Here is a 21153-nt window from a genome sequence, read left to right on the forward strand (position 1 = left end):
CATGGTGTAATGACTTCTCAGGCCATTTAGGGCAATATACAAATATCCGGTTTCAAATACGGGACAGGATATGTTTTGTAGCACCGCCTGCACGCAGTCGGCCCTACAAAACGACCTGGTCAGGGCAGAGCCCCGACACCCGCTAGACTGAGACTACGAGACTGTAAGGGAAATTATCACCATGAGTAAAAGCGAAAGCCGGAACAGAACAGCCCTGCTGCCCAGCATTCGCTGTTACCCAGAGGAAAAGGAAATCATTGCAACAAAAGCAAAATCATCAGGCTTAAGTGTGGGTGCCTATATGCTTCGTAGTGGTCTGGGACGCCGTATTGAATCAAAGTGCGATACTGAAATGATAATGGAACTTCGTCGGCTTGGAGGGTTGCAAAAACACCTGTTTAACGAGGGGCGGGGCAATGTCAGCGAGGTATTTAGCAAAGAGTACTCTGAGGTACTTGTGGCTATCAAAAAAGCGATTATCAGTATAGACCTGGGTATTGATGGCTTAGCTGCAGAGCGAGATAAAGCATGATCCCCATTGTTCCTGAAAAACGGCGAGATGGCCGTTCCAGTTTCATTCAACTGGTGAGTTATTTGACTCTTCGCGATGAAGTCAAACCCGATATGCCTATCTCTCCTGATAATCCCTATATCCGACCTTCTCGCTCTAAGGCAGCTATCTTTGATCGCCTGATTGATTATCTCGACCGGAAAGCTTCTGTAGAAGACCAAACCGTGTTGGCCATGTTTGATGATGGCACTCAGCAAATTAAAAGTGGAAACGTTGTTTGCGAAACCAATTGTTTCAGCCTGGAAACAGCGTCGGCTGAAATGAACGCTATTGCGATGCAAAACACGCGTTGTGTGGATGCTGTTTATCACTGCATCTTATCCTGGCGTGAAGAAGATACACCGACTGACGAACAAATTTTTGATAGTGCTCGATACTGTTTGAAGCAACTCGGTATGGCCGATCATCAGTACGTCGTTGCGGTGCATAGAGATACCGATAATGTGCATTGCCATATTGCGGCGAACCGCGTTAACCCTAAATCATACCGCGCCGCTAATCTCTATAATGATGTTGATACATTGCATAAAGCTTGTCGCCATCTGGAGATGAAGCATGGTTTTACCCCGGATAATGGGGCATGGAAAGTGAATGGATCACACCAGGTCGTGCGCAGTGAAAATGACTTTAAATCTATCCCCCGTAAAGCTAAGCAATTGGAGTACTACGCTGACTCAGAGAGTCTGTTTAGCTATGCGACAGGGGAGTGTCGTCAACGTATTGGTGAGATTGTGGCAGGGGATAACCCTTCATGGAATGCTATTCATACTGAGCTTATTCGTGCAGGTCTGGAGTTAAAACCCAAAGGGGAGGGATTAGCAATTTATTCGCGCGAAGATGAAAGTCTGCCTCCTATTAAAGCAAGTAGTCTGCATCCAGACCTGACCTTGTATTGCCTTGAAGAGACGCTGGGTAAGTTTGAGCCGTCACCGGAAATTGTGATGTTAACCGATGATAATGACAACATCATTCATTCCAACTATAAACGAGAATTCATTTATGAGCCTCGTCTACATGCTCGGGATAACACTGCCCGTATCGACCGACGTCTGGCCAGAGCCGATGCGCGAGAGGATTTGAAAGCACGCTATCAGGCTTATAAGTCTGCATGGATAAAGCCTAAGTTGGAGGGTGGTACACTCAAGCAACGTTACCAACTTGTGGCTAAGCGTTTTGCCTGGCAGAAAGCCAGAGCGCGAATCGCCATCGGTGATCCATTGCTCCGCAAGTTGACCTATCACATCATTGAAGTTGAACGAATGAAAGCTATAGCGGCCTTGCGTATCGCGGTTAAAGCAGAGAAAAAAGTCTTCAATGCCAACCCGGAAAATCGTAGATTGAGTTATCGCGCCTGGGTAGAGCAACAGGCCCTTAATCATGACCAGGCGGCTATTGCACAGTTGCGTGGCTGGTCGTATCGACTTAAACGTGCTAACAAAACACCACCGCTTTCTGAGAATGGTATCCGGTGTGCAGCAGCTGATGATTGCAGACCATTCAACTTGGAAGGCTATGATACTCAAATTAATCGCGACGGCGTCATTCAGTATCGGCATGATGGAATCGTACAAGTACAGGATCGTGGTGAGAGGATAGAAATAGCCAATCCATTTATCTCTGATGGCCAGCATATCGCGGGTGCTATGACGATTGCAGAAGAGAAATCAGGGGAAGTGATGGTCTTTGAGGGGAGCCGTACTTTTGTCAATCAGGCATGTGGATTGGTAGGATGGTTTAATGAGGGGGGCGAGAAACCGCTACCGCTTAGTGATCCTCAGCAACGTATATTAGCGGGTTATGAGGTTGACCGACAGGCGTCATATTCGGGGGTTTTACAACCAAAATCAGGTGCGGATAAGTTGCACGAACTGGAGCAAGGTCATAAACCACAGGGTGGATATCGACCTCAGTAAACTGTCGTAAGCACGAAACAAAAAAGCCGACTCCAAAGACTGGAGCCGGCTTTTTTGTTATTAATTAACGTGTCCGCGCAGCAGCTGCATCGCTGGCTGATATGATAACCAGGCATTACTGTTGTCACCTGCAACTTCGGTAAAAATGGCTATCAAGCGTTGAAATACTTCATCGTGTTTCGTTTTATCAAATTGTACTGGCATTGAAAACAAGTTGAGCAATCGAGCGCACTCATCGCGCAGGTTCTCGGCACGAGACGTGCTCAATGCTTGCAACCTGTGCCCCTCCCGGGTGTCTAGCTGAACTATCAGCATCATGGCACATAGTCGTACCATTTCGGTGTAACCTCGCTGATAATCCAGGTTGTTATCGCTCATCGATGTGCCTCAGTATTTAGGTAAAAGCGGCTGGCTTTCTTGCCATAACCGTTCAAATTCCTGTTCGTAGACCGCGACCAACTGCGGCTGGTTCCGCACGACTAGAACGTTTTCAGCATTACGCTTGTCTGCACTGGCCGAGTAGTTATAGCTCCCTGTCTGGAGCGTATTACTGTCGGCCAGAATTATCTTATTGTGCATTATAGAGTAATTACCATTTAGGCGAATAGGAATGCCCTGATTGGCAAGGAATGTCACCGCGGTATAGCTATCGCTGTTACTTTTCTTGTCTGCTACCACCCTGACGCTAACCCCTCGTTGTTTGGCCGCCACCAAAGCTTGCGCTATTCCTTTATCGGTAAAAGAGTAAGCCTCCATGTTCAGGGTATTCTTGGTCTGGTTAATTACATCCAGTACGGCAACTCTGGCAGAATGCGAAGGGGAGAAGCCAACAGTGAACGCCGGCATCGCGAAGGCAGGCCAAGACAGTGTCAATGTGGCCAGGATTATCAACGGCGAAAAATGAATAAAATGGCGAAATTTCATTGTTATAAGCCCTTGATAGCTTCACGATATGATAAGGAATCATCCCATTTGGTCTCAACAGGAATATCTTTCCAGCGCAAGACATCGTCAGCCCATTTTTTGAGTTCCATAACCGTCAATCCATATTTTTTAGCAAGGCATGTACGGCAAGACGTTCCCAAGGCAATTTCATCCTCGTCCTGATACCACTCTATGCGTTCGATAAACCATTTCAGGGATGAGTGTGCATTTGATGATGTAAGTTTCCCTATAGCATGCTCACGCCAGTCAGACCTGCGTACATCCGCATTCCCTAACCAGTCGCTTAGTTGATAAATATCACTGTAACCGACTTCACTGTCGGGAATTATCTGCAGATACAATGTACCAGCCACTGGATGTTCAGCACCTACGACCACGAATGATTGATCTTCCATTGCTGTGCTCACTTTTAGAGATGTATTTGTTCCCTGTTCTTTGTTTTGTAGAGCCGAGGGAATATTGGGATATTATTGAAAGGCCAACAGGTCAGTTTGATATGGTATTTTGCAGGTCAGCATCGGCTAAGGAGGCAGCTACTTCTTTTGAGACCCGGATAGTTTTCGGTGGTGTTGGTTGATGACGCCATTTGCGTTTGTTTTGATGTAAAGCTTCTCTAGCCGCTTCAAACAGCAATATACCCCGTTGGGTTGGGTTGTAGCTGATATCAGCGCGGTTATCCAGATCAAGGGTAAGGTCTACAATACGTTTAAGAATTGGGTCCATGATGCCGATTTGATGGGTACTGTCTTCTGGGCCGTCTAAGCGTAGTAATATGTCTTCAATTTCTTGCGCGGATGGGGGGAGTTTGCGCAATAAGGTCGGATTTAGAGCAAATAGCTCGGCTTCTGTTGGGGTTTGTACTTCAATAAATCGGTTTATTCGCATCGGTAGTGCTGATGTCATCTTGTCATCATCTGGGATATAGATAGCACTACTCGGGACCAGGGCACTTTTGAAAGAAATCATCCCTTCACCAGGATTTAACTCTTTCAGGTCGCCGAGATCCAGCCGGTCTTTTTCACGAATGTAGTTGTTTGTGGCATCTTCATAGTTGGGTGTAATGATGCCGCCCGCTTGTTCAACTGCCCCCAATTCGGCGTAATATCCTTTCCCGCCAGTAATCTTGGCCAACTCAAAAGTATCTTTCTCATCCTGCAGGGCCATAAACCATTTGGTGAGCAAGTTAGCGTTTACCGTCATGTATTCACCACGATGTTCTGCGATAAACCGCTGAATATCCTGAGCAGAAACAATCAGCATATATCCCAAGCTACGCATCTGGCTGGCCAGGTTATCCATACCTGGACCAAAATAGGCACCTAACTCATCCATCGCGATAGCAAACGGAAATTTCCCGCTGTATTTTTTAACGATTAACACATCGTTGAGCATTCCCTCGAGCTCACAACCCAAGTCTCTGGCCATGGTCATGCGAATCGCGGATATATACAGTTTACCTATATTGGACGCTTCACCTTTTGACAGTTCCAAGGCTGGAATAGTGGTACACAGAATGCGGTCGTTGTGCAGTATGTCCTCAATGTTTATGTCGCCGGCATCGGTAGAGAAAATGTGGCCGTACAAGTCGTTGAACATAGTGAGCATGCGGTTGAATTGCTGAATTAAGTAGCCGTGTTGATCATAGACACCTTGCTCCCAAGTTGAGGGCTGGCTAATGAGCTCAATGCGAAAGCCGGCTAGTGTATTGAAATAGTTTTCTAATGGGTTATAGGCTTCTTTATGCCAGCCATCGCGTTTGGCTTCCAGGTAGAGCTCAGCCAATTTTCGTAAAGGTAAATACGATTGGATAACTGTCTGAGATATGGTCCGTTTTTCTTTTTTACATTTGTAGTAAACCGCATAGACCAACGCAGCATTCATGGATTTGGCTTTGTCCTGCCAGCCAGCATCACCGCTCCCAGCAGGGGGAAGCATGGATTCCATTAATTGGATGATGAAAGTGGTGTTGGCGGTACCAAACAGATTGATCGTGTTGGACGGTTGGCGTTTTTTGTCATTGAGTAGCAGCAGTAAAAGCTTGTCCATTCCTCCCGTCATAAAGTTAAGTACGTAAAAATCATCTTCCCGACCAAACCGGCGAGCTAGCGACCACATAGCAAAAGCCAGCGAGTTTTGCCCTTTACCATCTGAATAACAGATGCCTCGGCCCCAGCAGATGGCATTCAAGAAAACGGACAGCAGCGCTTCTGTTTTACCTGACCCCGTCGTGGCCAATAACAACATATGGCGCAATGCATCATCCAATGTTAGCCAGAGCTCGCGAGCGAGGGCTTTACCTCTGGCAAAGCCCAGACACATAACACCTGCAGCTGGAAAAAATTTGCGGGTCCGTACCACATAGCGGAAAAATCCCCATAAACCATTACGGTACTTGGGCATTTCGCGCTCCGTTGTCAGGTCTATTCCGCCCACATCTGTTGGCATGCGCAGGGGCATTCGAAAAGGCCGGTCGCTGAACAGCATGACATGGAGTAAAAGTCCGGGAACACTGATCAGAAGACTGGCGGGGAATATCCAGCCCATAACCAAGCCAGCAAGCAGGAAGAACTGGACGCCAAACGGGGAGAGTAGGGCGTCATTTATAAAGGTATAGCCAAGCGACCGCCGAACTCGGCGGGCTTCGATTTCAACTGATTGAGCCATTTACAAACCTCAACGACGGATGAATATTTGAAAGGATATACAGCGGGATTACAGAACAGAATTATTGAAGGCGCGGTGTATTCAGAAACGCTTCCAATGCATCGTCACTTTTTAATGAGGTCAAAGGGATGTAACGGCCATCATCCGCTATCAGTGACGGTGTGCCAGGTAGGTTATACGCATCAAATGCGCTGTCATTACGGCTAATGGCTTCGGTACCTTTTTCGCACGATGCGAGAGGGAATGTATTTTCATTTGGATTCATACCTGAATCTGCCTGGAATAGCTTTTTCCATAAGGTCTTACGTGACAGAGGTGTTTGGCAGAGGATAGGGCTCACCAGATTAATGGTCTGTTGCTTACCCACCAATGTGACTGGGAAAACCTCGACATTATATTTTTGGGCTAATGCCTCCAGTGCTGGCTCAATGATTTGGCAGTTATGGCACAGCGGGTCTGAAAATACATAGAGTGTACGCTGATGGCCAGATGACAAGGCGATGGTGTAAAAGCCACTTTCAGCCGCATTACGTAATACCTGCGCCGTTTTTTGGTAGCCTGTTGCTGCAGTCGTAGAGGTGTTTGTCTGCGCTGGCATGGTTTTAGGTATTACCGGGACTTGTATTGGTGAAATGGGTTGTGGGGCGACAACGGGAGCTGGCTGAATCGATGTTGGGTTACTTGTGCTAAGTTGTGTCACTGGTGTCGGATTATTTCGGGCCATATGTTCGCCGAGCGTTGTAAACACATACCAGCCATATGTGATGCACAAGACGAGAGCCGTAACTAATAGCGTTAAGCACGCTATATTTCTGACCTTACAACGGTGGTAGATAGCATTGTTGATAGCTTGCAAAAATAGCTCAGCTTCTTTGGTGGATGGCGCCTGATATATCATTGCGGAATTCACACCAAAGCTGTCGTGATATATCCCGTTGTCTTTAATGTAAAAACGGGAGCGCGAGCCAGGTTGAAGCAGTGTTATAAGGCAACTTGCACCAGATTGATGGGTATAAACGGACAGAGTGGAACCCTGCAAAGTGGCAGTATAGGTCTGAGTCATGAGGTAGCCTTAGTGTTTGGATTTAGCGTTTTTTAGGTCGGAACGGTGCGCGAGGAGCGGATTTTGTCGGTTGAACTGCTGGCTCGTCATCTTTAGGTATAGAAGTTGTTGAATTTGGGCTTTCTGATTTAATTGGTGAGGACCGCAATATGACTATATCGCTGTCATCCTCATCCTCATCCTCACTGTCATGTTCTTTGGCGCGGGATTCTGATTGTGCTTCTCGTTCTTCCAAGACCAGGCCAATGCGGCGTGAGTCGGCAAGTAAACCCTCGATAGCTATATCCATTCTTGTTGCAGGTACTGGAATGGTTACCCGGAACTTTTCAGATATTTCAGCGATCAATGTTTCCCATTTTGCTGCTGCAATAACCCCAGCCCCTTCAATAAATACTTTGGGGCGCCCGGAGGACGTCAATGCGTACCAGAGTGTTCTGTCCAGGCCTTTTAGCCATCGAAAATTAGCACCAGGTAAACGTAAATCGCGGTCATGGAGTGCGGAGAGTGCTGTTCGTGTTGAGCTGTAATGACGCAGCCAGCGTACAGCAACGGGGGAGTTTGCCACTTTGTAGAAAGCATCATTTGCCAGGCGTAGAACGGGATAACCTTTTTGGCCTTTATCACGACGGCTTTTGATGAGGCAAGAGCGATTCAGACTATCCAAAAGTTTTTGGGCACCTTTGCGGTCGTTGAAAAATACTTGTAATCCAAAGACTGCCACCAGTGCGCGTTCGTGAGCATTAAAGCTGGAGAAGTCTTTAAGTGGTGTGCCTAATTGTTGCTCAAATACTGTTTGGGCTCGAGTACGGTCAAGGCGTTCACCAATAACTAACTGATGTTGTATGGCAAATTCATCTGGAGACTGGGCGCTACGATGTTCCGGTGGATCGCAATTTAATAATTGCGTCTTCTTATCGCCATAGCAGAGTGCTGGAATAATACTGGGTGAGAACTGTGCCATGATGTGGGGGAGTGTATACACATCAATATGCCTGCGGGTTAGGTTCCGAGGATGATTACGAATTGCCAACATACTTCCAACCACAATGATAGACAGTGGCACCATTAAGATACCGGCAGTGCGATTCATGACAGCAATAAATTCCCCCCAGGTCATATTGTTTACTTGGTTACCCGCCAAGGCCAATAGATTGATGCGTTCTGCTACGTAAACATGTATGCGTGGAAAATCGCAGAGAGACCAAAGCTGGTAAATAAGCCAGATGCATCCATACATTATAGGGGGTTGGTATATCCAGATAAGGAAAATGAACATCAATGCGATAGCGATAAACATAAGGCCATATTCTTGGCCCTGTTGTGGGTGTACAGCTCTTGTGGACATGGTTGCTCCGGGCATGGGAAAAGCCAGACGATCACATCGACGGGCGATAACAAGGTGGGTTCACACCAGAGAGAGTTTTATTGGGGGCAAAGAAAGAGCGCCGATAGGCGCTCCATTAAAACTAAAATATTGTATTTAGCTAACTTGATATTCTGTTAGTTTGTTACTAACGGACGATAGGTAGAGGAAAGTAGGTTGTCTAACTTATGGCAAAACACTTTAATATTGGCGTTGCTATTGATGCTGAACGTTGGGCGCTTGATATTATTGAACTTCAAAGTTAGGTTGCAATCTTCTAACTCATATCCTTTCCATTCATCAAATTCAGCTATAAAGCCATTGGCAAATTCTTTATTATTTAAAGATATAATCAGCATTGCCTTACTATTAGAGTCGATGCCTACATACTTTCCATTGTTGATATCAATAAAGGTCAGGTTTTTATCAGGAGAAAAGTTGGAATTAGTGTTATTAGCAACAATTGTAGCTATTCCATTGCTAATGGATTTTCTTAAGAAATATAAGACAGTCCATAATGATATGGCAATTAAACTTGTAACTGAAAAATAGGTAATTCCTGAATGGCCACGACTATCAAAGTAGTAATAGATGGTAAATAATGAAGCTATTGTGAAAATAGCAGCAAGAATATGAATCGTGCCGATCATTTTTATTGATTTCATTCATCTTTCCTTATCATAGCTATTTTATGCCATCGGAATTATCGCTACTTCCTTTATTCATTGATTTTAACCCTGGAGTCCTCTCAAGTCCACGACCAAATCCAGCAAATATGCTTTTAGTTGATTCAGCGATTCCACCAAGAATACCAGCTGCTTCACGCCCACCTAACCAAGAAATGATGTAGTCCGGCATGGTAACTTGCAGAGCAAAAACTCGGGTAACCGTCGTAGTGCAGATCCTTGCATAAACCAATAAAATTCCTGCTAGTGAAATCAAACCGGTAAATGAATTTGCCTGTACATTGGCTATTGTGGCACCGAACATTAAGTTAAGTAACGTGCCTAATGCGACAATAACTATGCTTGCAAAAACAAAGCCAAACACCATTAGCATAGGTCTAATCATGACATCGATAAGGAAGATGTAACCGTAAGCAGACCTGTGTCCCCCCTCTCTCTCAGTTGCAATATGGGTTGCTGCCCAAAGGGTTCCTCCTGTAGCACCAACCAATACACTGACAATCCAGTTAGCAGCAGATGCTAACCAATAAATAAAGGGTATAAAAGGTAAGTATATTGACAGGCTAAAACCGACACTAAGTAACAAAAGTAATATGAAATAAACTGCAGGAGCCGCTGCTAAAATCGCATTTTTAGCAAAACTACCAAGACCTAAAGAAACAACTTTTATAATCAAACTGTCGGAGGCCGTTTCAGCGGCTATTCTAGCTGCGCTAAATACGGTATAAACAATTTCGGCTCCCCCTAAGGTATAGTCGCCTACAGCTTTCATTTTCAACAAAGGATTCATCTGATCACTTCCAACGGTCAAATTTCCCATTTGAGACGTGGCAATAAAGTTTGCCAGCCTCAACATTGGACCGTTAAAGATACCAACAAATACTGCGTCAGATGTTGAGGCATCGGTCGCTTGTTGAGTGTCTTTAGTACCCTGCGTCCCAAGAGGTGGGGTGTAGCTAGAGTTCTGCAGTTGGGCTTGATACGCAGTTTTGATGCTAGTGTAGACATCACCCGCCCCTAGATCACCCACTCCAGACATACCTGCAATTACAGGTTTAAGTTGAACTGCCTCATTAATTTTGTTGTTAGCTGTAGCGAATGTTTGATACCAAGAACCCAATGCGAGCCATCCATTTTTTTTCAATTGCGCCGTCAATACAGATGCTAATTGATCTGCTTGTCCCTGCGCATTTAATGCCTGATTTATTCTATCTTCATAAGCTCGCGCCGATTTTTGTATATCAGTTTCAGCATCGGGTAGAGAGCCACTACCATTTATCTGTTTATTTACCACAGATGTAACAAATTGAGATGCTGACTGAGATAGAGTATTTTGCATCTCGTTCATTGCACTACGTTGTGCATTTATGATGCTTTCAGTATTAATTGGTACCGGGAATAACCAGCTTGTCGTTTGATCAATGAGACTTTCCGGAAGGCGGGCTGACCCGCATAGAGCACTACCGTTCCCAATTTCAAAGCCATCTGGCAGGGTACTGATTCGCATCAATGGCGTGCCACCTTGGCCATATTGTTGGTACATAGTGTTGAGTTCACTATTGATGCCGTATAAACAGAGGTTCATTTCATAGATAGCCCGTGCTGCCCCGATAGTTTGGGGGGCTACGGGTTGCACCACCAGAGAATAACCATCCTCCATTAAATCAACGATGCGGTCTGTCACCAGATTAGCGCTGCCAATACCCATAACCGAAGCGGCCCACAAGAAGGTGAGTTGAGCAATTGACCAACCGGAAACAGTAGGGACCAGAGTCAGAAAACCCGCTGCGGTGCTCACTGGCCCAACCATTGAACTGCCTTGGTTAAAAACCTGTCCATTCTGGCCAGCTTTGACCAGATGCTTGAGTGTGACAAGCAGGAACCAGACAACGGCAATAGCCATAACGATACCGTTAAAAACGAAGAACATCTGACCGATCATACTGGAATCGGTCGATAGAGGATTAGTGACAACGTCACCGAAAATCATAACCAGGATTTGACGTGATAAGTCGGAACTGCGTTTAGCTGCCTGTTCAATGGAGCTAAAACTTACCGTTGTATCGGCCCAGGCACTGGCGGTAAATAGATATAACAATGCGCCAGCCATTATTTTTCGTATGGCATTCATAGTATTGACTCGCAGATATAAAGAGGTGCCCGCCTGGGTTAACAGGTGAGGATGGAAAATCTCATGGGATGGTAGAGGACTAAAGCTGAAGGTCGATCATCGGTGTTTTAGGGGCATTTACGTATATCAAGCAATCGTTTTTTACTCTTTACTTGCAGTGATGATGAAATTGTTGATTTGAACCAGCATACCTCGACCAAAAAGTCGTTAAACCCACCACGTTCTTCTGGCGAAGTTCGTTGCTGGTTCAGTTGCCATAATCGCCAGGTACAAATAAGTGCCTGGACAAATGGCACTGCAGCCAGTGACAGCAACACCAGTATTAGTACAAATCCTTTTACCAGTACCAGAGGTGTGTAGATGCTACTAACCGCAATTGCCAAAAGAAGTCCTATAGCCAGTAATGACGGAACTGCTGCTAGGATGAGGCATACCATTTTTCGGCGCTTAAATCGGCGTAGTAAGCCATTGACTGGCAGACCACTGGCGGCTACTGCTTGCTCAAAGCTCAGGATGGGTTCTTTTAGCCTTAATTCCAATTGGTTAGAGGGCGAGAGATGTTTTAGCCGTTTGAAATTATTGAACAGCGATGGTCCTATTTTGGACGCCGCGTAGCGTGCTTCTGAAAGTGGTAAAATTATGTTAGTCGAGTAATACAAACCTTTGCTTAAACGTTTTCCCCACTGAGGCGATTTTTCTGCTTTATTAGTCATTTCTGGATACTCCCGCGTTAACTTCACGCATTTTGGCTTGCAATTGCGGACGGTAATTCTCCGTGGCGGCGAGAGACAGCTGTTGACCTTGTAGGATGTTATTTTTCTGCATTTCACGCTTGATGCCTAATAACAGCCAATTTTGTTGGGACTGAATAAGAATAGCTTCACGCAACAGGAGATCCCCTTCCATATTTGAAATGTCATTTAGGTATTCGGTATTGGCATAGCGGCGACCGGCTTCGAATTGTTCAAACTCTCGTTCGGACATAATGCCGGTGCTTTTAGCTTCTTCTGAGGCAGTACGGTTGAAATAGGCTGCAGCTGACGGGGAACGTAATGTTTCCTTTGTAATCACGTCTTTTGTAGCCTCGTTAGGCTGACTTGCGGCGATCATCGCCAGCATGGGTTCACGGGCTGCTGAGTTAATCGCTTCGTATTGGGTCATAATCCCAATATATTGCTGACCAGAAGTTGTTTTGACTTCACCTTTCCCTAACTGCTTACCTGCGGCAGCTGGCGCACTATTAATAGCGTATGCCATAGCAGCATCGGTTTGTTGCTGGTTGAAAGTGAGGTCTGGGGTTTTTCCATCTTTACCTGCGCCATCAAGTAAAGAGGTTAATCGCTTATCTCCCCCCGGACGTTCTGAAATAGCTTTGCATAACGCTGTCCCACCGTAAGCCGCTACATCCGTAGCATCACAGTAATCAGCATGTATAGCTGCAGTGCGAAATTGTGCTTGCTCCTGTGGTGGTGTTGGCGCGGTTACACCTTGTCGAATGGTGTTATTACTAATCCCGCCACCACTGGCCAATGCTCCTTGATGGGCCCGTGCGCCACTTTGTACTTGAGCCGCTACACCAGAACCGGATTCAGAACAGATGCTATCGGGAATGGTATAGGTTCTACGCGCCTGCTCAAGTTTTTCAGCCTGTCTCGCGAAAATATCCTGATCACGTTGAGCCTGTGCCGCTTGTTCAATTTGGGTGGCCACCTTTCCTCCATTTTGATTAATGGCCGCGCCAACTTGATGTTGAGTGGTGGCAATCTCAGTCAACGTCCCGTTGATGGTCCCAAGGGCAGGAGCCACTTGTGTTTGTATCGGGATGCTCGTCATAACCTCTACCGGATAGGCGAAGGCGTATCCAGGTAGGCAAGCGGATAGAACCAAGCTGGTCAATAGACTGAATTGGCCAGAGAAATAACGATGGGTGTGCATGATTAGCGCCTTACCATAAGGGTCATGAAGACAGATAGAAACAAGATGCAAACGAATAGAAATAAGAGAAGTAAATCTGTGGGGTGGAATAAGTGTCTAAACTGCGAGTTTAAGATAGCGTTAATAATACGTTTCACCGTTCACATCTCGATGTCGATGGTTTTGAATCCTTGGTTGCAGTGTGTTGGTGCTATGCGGCGTTGCCTTGAATATAGCCAGCCTTGGCAATTAACTCGTCGGCCAGTTGTCGAATGACACTGTCTTCATCGTCATTACCGGCCCGTTTTTTCATCATCTGAATATGTTTCTCTGCAGATCCACCGGGGAACGTATCCGCCAACAGCCTACGTGCGGTTTTGCCGTCCAATGCGTCATATAAAAAGTTGCGCAAAGCTCGATTAGCCGGTGTTGAGTTCAAAGCCCATAATCGCAGTGGACCCGCCGTGTTTTTCAGTAACTGAGCGACGTTACCGTTGGTCGTTTGGAATACGGCAAGGAAAGTGACACCGCTGCCATCTGCCGCCGGTCCCCGCGTGGTGTTCAAAAGTTTAAGGAGTGTTGTGCGCGGCACATTGAATGTTTCTTGTAGCACAGGGAAGTCTTTGGTTCTCACGCGCATTAAATAGAGTGAGTTGGCTGACTCCAGAATGGATTTTGGATAATCATCGAGATACTGAGAGGCGAACACGGTACGAATACCGAATTTACGTTGCTCGCGGTCCTCTGTTTGCAGTGCCTCCCACAGTGTATCGATGCCTTTAATGTTGTGTAACTCGTCAATAAATATGAGTTTTACTTCTTGATCTAATTGCTCGATACGCTTGCGATGTAGTGGAATGTAACGCTCATTCAATTTGCTGTACAACTCATCCTGATATTGCGGTAGGTAGAAATCATTGGCGCCAGCAAGGTGGCGAGCGAACTGGTACATAATGCCGGTACGAATCTTCCCTTCCGGGGTGTTTTTGCCCGCCACATTATTGACATCGACAATGCGAATTCGTGTATTGGGGCTGACGGTAAAGCGAGTACGCCCCGCAATCAGTGGATAATCGAAGAGGGCTTGTGTCAGGCAACGAGAAACATAGCTGAGCAGTAGTTCATCAGAGCCAGGCCGATTGACTTTGCCAAAAGCGACTAGTAATTCTTTGCTATTGAGTGCCCCTTGTAAGTCATTTAACTCGGGTACCGCCTGTGCCTGAGCGAGCGATGCCTCATACACATGCCCGTGATCAAAGAGTAAATCTCTCACTTCATACCAGGTAGCCATTTCCCACCACTGAGCGTCATGTTCAGCAATGCAACCACTGTTTTTCAATGCCGTATCAACAGCAGGTACAAGGGTCGCACCATACCGAATTGGTTCATCATCACTATTTTTGCGATATACCAGGTCCACAGCGCGAGACAGAATTTGTCTGCAGGATGCAGAGTCTGGGGCGATGCCTTTCTCTGGATCGATACATAAACTGAGTAGCATTCCCAATATATATTCACGCTCGGTACTGATGGGGTATTTCAAACCAAGAAGAATATCAAACGGGTTACGGCAGTGATCTGCATCGTTACGCAGGATAATACTGATGATTTTGTCTTTCTGATCAGGAGAAAGACTGTCGGAAATTAGGTCATAGAAACCTTGTGCGGTAAACCCCTTATCGGTAAAGGCCATAAAGGGAAGGTCACTGTTTCCATTAGCAATGGCATCAAGATGTAAGCTGTTAGCTAACAGAGACTTTCCTGAGCCAGGAGAACCGGCAAGTAATTCTGTATGCTTTTCCTGTAGCGAGCTGGCTAACTGGATAGGATACGGTTTACCGTCCACAGTTTGATGAATAGAGTTCCCTTCGTTTCCCCATGGGCTGGCCGGACGCTGCAGAGGCATTAACTTGATACCTTCCGAAAGCGGCGGGAACATCAATGTAGAAGCACTAAAACTTGATGCCAGCGGTAGTGTGTTGATCCAGGCCCGGATTGGGTCACCAAAGGTTTTGGTCACACTGGATACACCCCACGATTGAAGTGACTTTTGCAGCAGTGTTAAGTTGCGTTTAAGTCGGCTTTTATCTGCATCCCAAGTACTGGCTGTAATGCTCATCATGCACACAGGCTCTTTCTTATTTTGTTCCAGCAGCCAAGAGACAGACTGGTAAATATCGCGTAATCCAGGGACAAAAGCGACAAAGGACAACAGGTTATGTTTGCTATTGAGCAAATCCCCCCCACCAGGCATCAGATCGAGTCTTAATCGCCAAGGAATTTGCCTCGGAACCTTCTTAAACAACTGGCTAAAGGGTTCAGGGCGTTGCGGGGCAAGCGTCATGGCCAATTGACCATGGTACAAACCGTCCACTTCGATCATGCTGCCGTGTGCTTTCACTTCGGTGTCACAATATTGAAAGTTGAGATGAGGGGCCAGTGCAGCACTAATATCGTCACCGCGTAGCTTGCCATGAGGGATAACACGATCACCTGGTAACAGTGGCTGCCAACTTTCATCTGTGCTGAGTCGTTCGATTTCATCTCTGAGAACGTGGCCTGCTTCATGGGCGTCGAGCAAGCGCACCATTACACCTTCATTGCCATCTTTAAGATCAGTTGCCAGTTTGTCGATAAACGCATCATGTCGCATTTTCAAGCCTTCGAACTCGGCAAATACCGGATTTTGGCCGAAACGCGCTTCTGGCATATCTTTAAACTGTTTGTCTTGGCGTTGAACTTCTTCCTTACGTTCTGCCGGAGGCAGTGATGAAATTGAGGTATAAACCGTCAACCAAACACGTTCTCGGGCAACATAAGGCGACATTTTGACAATTTGTTCATCCACTAAATCATCCAGTTCAAGCCCCAGCTTACGGTATGCCAGCCTTTGAGGCTCAACCAGCCGCGTTATTTCTTCTTTCCCCCGTGTAGGATCGCGCTCAAAGACAATACATAACTTTTGCCCCAAGGCTTTAAAATCGCCCGTTAAGGAGTCTCTGAGTTTCAGAACAAACCTGAGAAAGCTATCAGTATCGGGTATGTCGCCCACAGTACGAGGCTCGGCTTCACTGAATTCTCTGAAAGCGCCCAAAACCTCAAAGCAGCTGGCGTAATCATTGTTGTGTGTCACATGAATGTACGGAGCGGCCAATGAGGGGTGTCGTATTTTGTCGTCGGGAGTCAGCCCAATGACTGTGCGTAGGTCACAATACTGGGAAAAATCACGCCCTAATGTGTAGCGAGAAAAATAAGCAAAAGCATCTTCGATTTTATCGACAATCATGTTCAGCTCCGGGAGCAATAATCACGGTATAGGAGTGACCACCAGGTTGTATTGGCATCTAGCCCTGTGGTTGCCAGTCGTCCTTTTAGGCGGCCTGGATGTAGCGCCAATGCCAGATGGCGACAGCGGGACAGTAAGGATTCACGTTTTTCATCCGGGAGACGTTTCAAGGCTTCACCGAATGCTTGAGGATGCGTTGTTCCCCATGATTTGCGTACTGGTTTGTCGTGAGAGGTGAGCCAATTGAGTAGAGCTTTGGCATCTTGCTGATATTCTTCACTGTCAGATTCAAGTGCCTGAGCTATGGCCCGTTGGAGATGATTGATATCCTCCGGTCGCAAAACTGGCAGATAGACAATGACCCCGGCTTCCGCCGTCACGGTATCCAATTGTTGCCAGGCTTGACACAGTGGGTCAGCGACACAAAGGTTATCTCGGAGTGTATTTAGTTGGTTTTGGTCACGAAATATCACGGTATTTTTAGGTGACTCGTAGCCACAGAATTCACAGTTATGTCCCGCCATACGGGCTGTTTCATCTAATGTATTCTGTTGTTGAGGCGTGCGGGAAAGGCCCGTCACACGACGGGAAACGGAAAAGACCAGCATAAGAACTCCAAAGAATGGGGGCTTTCGGAAATAAGCCTCATAGAGACGTTCGAGTTAAGTAAGGCCGGCCACAAGGGCCGGCTATCTACGTTAACCGACAGATACTGGGTTCAGCCCCATCTGCTTCTGGCTACGATTAGCAATCTGATCAAGCGCAATAAGACAGCCTCCCGCTGCAAATAATATCAAGATGTGCCAACCCTTGATTTGCGGGTTATTTTTCTTGGAAGCCATCATGATGATGGCAGCAGCTATTAAAAGCAGGCCGAGGGTCATTGACGCTTTCACGATAGGCTCTTTCAATGAATAAATGCCGTCCAAAGGGGCTTTAATCATATCGACAAGATCTCCATCGGCATGGGCGAGAGGGGTCAGGAACCCTGTCAGTAAACCTGCAACGACGCGAACATATTGCCGGCGGAATGTTTCTGCCAGTAAGGCCGCTTTAACTGAGATGAAAAGTGGAAAGTCTTTCAAGATTTGACGAGCGTTCATTATGACCTCTGTATTTACCAATGAAAATTGATTGTGTTTTGTAGGGCATCAAGTACCCGTGGATTGACTGCGAGCATGGTGCCAATAATTATTCGCTTAGCGCCGCTTGCGACATCATCACCGGCGCTAAGACCGGTATGACCATCTTTAGTAGAGCGTCTCAGGCGTAATAAGCCCTGATACGCATAAATGACACCGATCCACTGCAGAAGTGTAAGACCGGCATTAATAGCGACCGCAGCAGGGCCGTATTTGCCTTCGGAAACATAGGCTATTGCACCAAAAGTGACGTCACCCAAAGCCATTTGTCGTGAGGTTGCATTCATCACCTGATGCAGTGCAATAACGCAGCCGCATATCAGAATGATCAGCATGATTTTTCCAGGGCCGTCTTGTACCTGTCCTTTGCGTGCACGACTGGCGATATTGCCAAAGTGCAAGACCAGCATGATTAAGCCACCTACTGCCCCCATCGCGATGATCAGCTGAATTCCAACCGCCGTAACGTTGTTGACGGCGTTGGCCAGCATTTGGACCAAGTCCATAGGTATCCTTACCGGATAACACCGGCAGTGGTGATGACCTCACGATTTTGAGTGTCAATGCGTTGCACGGTGGCATGACCAATGCGGTCACCCGGTTGCAGTGCCCAGGTACTTCCCTGATAAGTCACCCAAGCTAATCCCGGATATAAACTGTTAATACTGGCACCCCGTAATCCGCTGTTTTTTGACGCGGTGCGGGGGGAGGCTTTCGGTGCAACAGCAGAGGCTGTGGTCATGGTGGATACTGATGCAGGACTTGGGCGTTGTGCCAAGTAGGCAACCTGTTGCTCCAGGAGGCGCAAACGTTGATCCAATGCTTTTATTCCTTCACGGTTGTTTTCCCCGTATACCCGCAACTCTTCAACTATTTGCGGGCCAGGCTCTGCCAGGGGATTGGCCACAGGTTCCCTCGTTGGTGGTGCGTCGATGGTCGTGTTCTGCACTGATGTTGACGGTGGTGAGTAAGGAACGGGCACAATAGGCGGTGTGGTTATGGGCTCTTGAGCCGCAAATTGCGGTGGCGCATCGGTATTCGAGGGGGCATTACGCAATACCCCGAAAGCGACAATTCCGACGATGACGAGTCCCATCATCCCGGCTTGCAACGGGGTAACCTTTAAGCCGAAAGGCAAAGTGATAAGTTTTGAGGTTGGCTTACTGGCGATAGGTGTTTGGGTTACCTCTGGTTCATTTTCGGGCAAATCAACTGGGGGCGTTTCCAGGTCAAAATGAGATGTTGTCATTAGCGTGCTCCTGCTTGGGGTATGGCGGTCGCGTTTTTGTTGAGACGGTCGCTCTCATACACACCTTTCATAAATTGGATGGCCACAACTTGGTTTTTGAAAACGCGAACCTGTTGGACGGGAAGTTTGGCGGCATCACTCGCCATCACTTGGCCAGCTTGAGAGCCAATGCCACCGACGATGGTACCTGCTACAGCTGAGCCTTTAACCGAGCCAGTCCCGCCGCTGATCGTGCCAGCGTTGGTCGATAGGATTTGCGTGTTTTGTTGTTTATACAATTCACCCAATCCACCAATACCAGTGGCAACGGCGGGCAATATAATTCGGGAGATATAACGGTTGTTGACGTCACTGGCGACGGAGGATTGCAACGTATCGTCTTGTAACGCATAGGCATCGACCTGATATTCAATACCGTTGAGTGTCATGCTAGTGAGATGGATGACCACTCCGTTACCCGCCAGTTGTATACCCCGAGCGGTGAAGCTGGCTCCCGCTAAAAAGCCTGCAGGAATATGAGCCTTAACGATTGAATTGAGGTTGTCAGAGTCGATTGCAGTGTCTATTACACCCGGCCTAAGTGTATTCGGTGGCACAACCATGAGGTCTTGAACCCCGTTATTGGCTGTTGTTTGGCTCGATACAGTCACTGGCGCATTGCCTGGGAGCCCATTACTCCATGCACTAAAAGCATTCTCTGATGTACTGCCTGATTGCCCATTGCCTTGTTGGCTGTGACCAAAAGAACTAGCCAATTGTATGTCACCAGGCTTCCAGCGCTCGTTAAGTAGTTTCATGTAACTATTGAGAGCGGCTTTTTCGTTCTCAGCTATACCTGAGTTGGTTGTGTCCCCTTGAGAGGAGGTTACGGTTGTAGTATTTAGGCTTACAGGTTGTAGAGCCGGTGTTGGGGCGACAGGTTTGACATCACTCATGCGTAAGGACGCCACAAAGCTGTTTCCCCCGCTGTCTGCCGTTTTTCCACCGATGTTATTAGCTTCACTTTGTAACTTCCGGTACTGCGCTGTTTCAATACTGTTATGCGCGGCATTGTTGGCCACGCTGTTCAATTTATAATTTGACGGTGTTGGCTCTGCTCTGTGTAACCATCCCCACCCGAGGTAAGCTCCTGCGCCAACAATAGTGACAACAGCAATGCCCAGTATCAGTGTTTTTTTTCCGTCATTTGCAGCATCTTGTTCAATGGTCATCGGCTTACTCCAGGTTGATGTTCAGTGTGGTATTTCGGCTCTGAACGGAAAAAACCACTTCGGGGGTGACGGGCAATTTCCAAACTCGAGTTCCATCTGCTGCTGCCGAGGTTTCTACAAACGCATCCCGTATATCGCTGCGTGAGCGGATATATAAGTCATCGCCTAATTGCCAAACAGATGTCATCGGGACGTTGCCACTGGTTTTGAGACGCTTAGCTTCTTTGGGAGGGACACCATCCAAAAAGGATTGCAATGTTGGATTGTCCAAACTGATTTTTTCTCGCGCAATAGGTTGGGCTTTAGCGGCTGGGCCCCGCATAGGAATACGAAGGTTCAGACTGCTATCTGTAATTTGTGCTTGTCCGGGGTTATCTGGTTCGCCACTGGATAAGGCGATCACTACAGGCACCGGTAAACCTTTCAGATATACCGTCACGCTCCCAGAGTCATAGGCCCGTCTGGCCTGAACTGACATTACCGGACTGTTTGGAATGTAATTGATGGAAAACCCGGCTTCGTTACCGTTGATTGGCGGCGCGTCAATATTCCAGGGCGCGCCTGTTTCATCAGTGAAAGATACGGTCGCAGGAAAGTTTGGAAGTGCTCGCAGCATGGGTAGTGAGGCACCAGGTGACAGGTTGACCGTCAGAGAACTAATCCGGGGAACCGCAGTGACGGGCGCTCGCCCCTCACTACGTTGCAGTTGGTCAAATGTCCCCCGTAAGCCAGTCACATCATCAGGCGATAATGGAGCCATCTGACCCTGAGCATAAGTTAGCGCGGGTGAGGGCAGAGGGGTTGATCCGCCTTGAGGAAGTGGGGCTGTAGGCGCAGGCCCTGCTGTTGGTGCCACCTGAGCGGCAACATTTTGTGGTGTACTGGTTGTCGGTGCTGCACTTAGCGTTTGTGCTGGTTGCCAGGCATTGGGGGCTGCAGCGACGTCAGTGGTGATTGCAGCGCTAACACTGTTAACCAACGTTAACAGGAGCAGACTGGCATACTGGATTTTCAT

19 protein-coding genes are annotated in these 21153 nt (G+C 47.2%); 2 read left to right on the forward strand and 17 right to left on the reverse strand.

Annotated features, from left to right (window positions below; genetic code table 11):
• Positions 1-181: 181 nt before the first annotated feature.
• Together mobA and traI are read left to right on the forward strand one after the other, a co-directional pair.
• Positions 182-532 carry a plasmid mobilization protein MobA gene (mobA, locus tag QSV56_RS17880; RefSeq protein WP_226723027.1) on the forward strand — a complete coding sequence of 117 codons (351 nt, stop codon included), beginning with the start codon at positions 182-184 and terminating at the stop codon, positions 530-532.
• Positions 529-2484 carry a TraI/MobA(P) family conjugative relaxase gene (traI, locus tag QSV56_RS17885; RefSeq protein ID WP_226723028.1) on the forward strand — a complete coding sequence of 652 codons (1956 nt, stop codon included), beginning with the start codon at positions 529-531 and terminating at the stop codon, positions 2482-2484. The genes mobA and traI overlap by 4 nt, the downstream gene beginning before the upstream one ends.
• Before the next feature lie 60 nt (positions 2485-2544).
• Here the strand turns inward: traI and QSV56_RS17890 are convergent, their stop codons facing one another.
• The 17 genes from QSV56_RS17890 to QSV56_RS17970 all read right to left on the reverse strand — a co-directional run bounded on the left by QSV56_RS17890 (position 2545) and on the right by QSV56_RS17970 (position 21153).
• Complete coding sequence (locus QSV56_RS17890) at positions 2545-2862, reverse strand: hypothetical protein (RefSeq protein WP_050289016.1); 318 nt, start codon at positions 2860-2862, stop codon at positions 2545-2547.
• Positions 2863-2871: 9 nt separating this feature from the next.
• On the reverse strand, positions 2872-3330 hold the full coding sequence (locus QSV56_RS17895; protein ID WP_144417027.1) for a phospholipase D family protein: 459 nt from the start codon (positions 3328-3330) through the stop codon (positions 2872-2874).
• An 80-nt stretch (positions 3331-3410) separates the two neighbouring features.
• The gene (locus QSV56_RS17900) at positions 3411-3824 is read right to left on the reverse strand and encodes a hypothetical protein (protein ID WP_050289014.1); all 414 of its coding nucleotides are present in this window, start codon (positions 3822-3824) and stop codon (positions 3411-3413) included.
• A 91-nt stretch (positions 3825-3915) separates the two neighbouring features.
• On the reverse strand, positions 3916-6093 hold the full coding sequence (gene trbC, locus QSV56_RS17905) for an F-type conjugative transfer protein TrbC (protein ID WP_050074470.1): 2178 nt from the start codon (positions 6091-6093) through the stop codon (positions 3916-3918).
• A 61-nt stretch (positions 6094-6154) separates the two neighbouring features.
• On the reverse strand, positions 6155-7156 hold the full coding sequence (locus QSV56_RS17910; RefSeq protein WP_301213113.1) for a hypothetical protein: 1002 nt from the start codon (positions 7154-7156) through the stop codon (positions 6155-6157).
• 22 nt (positions 7157-7178) lie between these two features.
• Positions 7179-8501 (reverse strand): conjugal transfer protein TrbA, encoded by a 1323-nt coding sequence (locus QSV56_RS17915; protein ID WP_301213115.1) that lies wholly within the window; start codon positions 8499-8501, stop codon positions 7179-7181.
• A gap of 155 nt (positions 8502-8656) precedes the next feature.
• Complete coding sequence (locus QSV56_RS17920) at positions 8657-9184, reverse strand: hypothetical protein (protein WP_301213117.1); 528 nt, start codon at positions 9182-9184, stop codon at positions 8657-8659.
• A 19-nt stretch (positions 9185-9203) separates the two neighbouring features.
• Positions 9204-11315, reverse strand: a complete 2112-nt coding sequence (locus tag QSV56_RS17925; protein ID WP_226723031.1) for a DotA/TraY family protein — start codon at positions 11313-11315, stop codon at positions 9204-9206.
• A gap of 128 nt (positions 11316-11443) precedes the next feature.
• The gene (gene traX, locus QSV56_RS17930) at positions 11444-12049 is read right to left on the reverse strand and encodes a conjugal transfer protein TraX (RefSeq protein ID WP_226723032.1); all 606 of its coding nucleotides are present in this window, start codon (positions 12047-12049) and stop codon (positions 11444-11446) included.
• Entirely contained in the window at positions 12042-13271 is a 1230-nt protein-coding gene (gene traW, locus QSV56_RS17935) for a conjugal transfer protein TraW (RefSeq protein WP_145559197.1), read from the reverse strand. The genes traX and traW overlap by 8 nt, the downstream gene beginning before the upstream one ends.
• 190 nt (positions 13272-13461) lie before the next feature.
• Positions 13462-16536, reverse strand: a complete 3075-nt coding sequence (locus tag QSV56_RS17940; RefSeq protein ID WP_301213120.1) for a type IV secretory system conjugative DNA transfer family protein — start codon at positions 16534-16536, stop codon at positions 13462-13464.
• Between the two features lie 2 nt (positions 16537-16538).
• On the reverse strand, positions 16539-17144 hold the full coding sequence (locus QSV56_RS17945) for a hypothetical protein (protein ID WP_108088339.1): 606 nt from the start codon (positions 17142-17144) through the stop codon (positions 16539-16541).
• A 90-nt stretch (positions 17145-17234) separates the two neighbouring features.
• Entirely contained in the window at positions 17235-17639 is a 405-nt protein-coding gene (locus QSV56_RS17950) for a DUF6750 family protein (protein ID WP_301213123.1), read from the reverse strand.
• 14 nt (positions 17640-17653) lie between these two features.
• Positions 17654-18184, reverse strand: coding sequence for a conjugal transfer protein TraQ (gene traQ, locus QSV56_RS17955; protein WP_301213125.1), 531 nt, complete (start codon positions 18182-18184; stop codon positions 17654-17656).
• 8 nt (positions 18185-18192) lie between these two features.
• On the reverse strand, positions 18193-18927 hold the full coding sequence (locus tag QSV56_RS17960; RefSeq protein WP_301213127.1) for a hypothetical protein: 735 nt from the start codon (positions 18925-18927) through the stop codon (positions 18193-18195).
• A complete protein-coding gene (gene traO, locus QSV56_RS17965; protein WP_301213129.1) occupies positions 18927-20138 on the reverse strand; it encodes a conjugal transfer protein TraO in 1212 nt (403 codons plus the stop codon). The genes QSV56_RS17960 and traO overlap by 1 nt, the downstream gene beginning before the upstream one ends.
• Before the next feature lie 4 nt (positions 20139-20142).
• The gene (locus tag QSV56_RS17970; protein WP_301213131.1) at positions 20143-21153 is read right to left on the reverse strand and encodes a DotH/IcmK family type IV secretion protein; all 1011 of its coding nucleotides are present in this window, start codon (positions 21151-21153) and stop codon (positions 20143-20145) included.

Source organism: Yersinia sp. 22-579 (genome assembly GCF_030433455.1).
Classification (GTDB): Bacteria; Pseudomonadota; Gammaproteobacteria; order Enterobacterales; family Enterobacteriaceae; genus Yersinia; species Yersinia enterocolitica.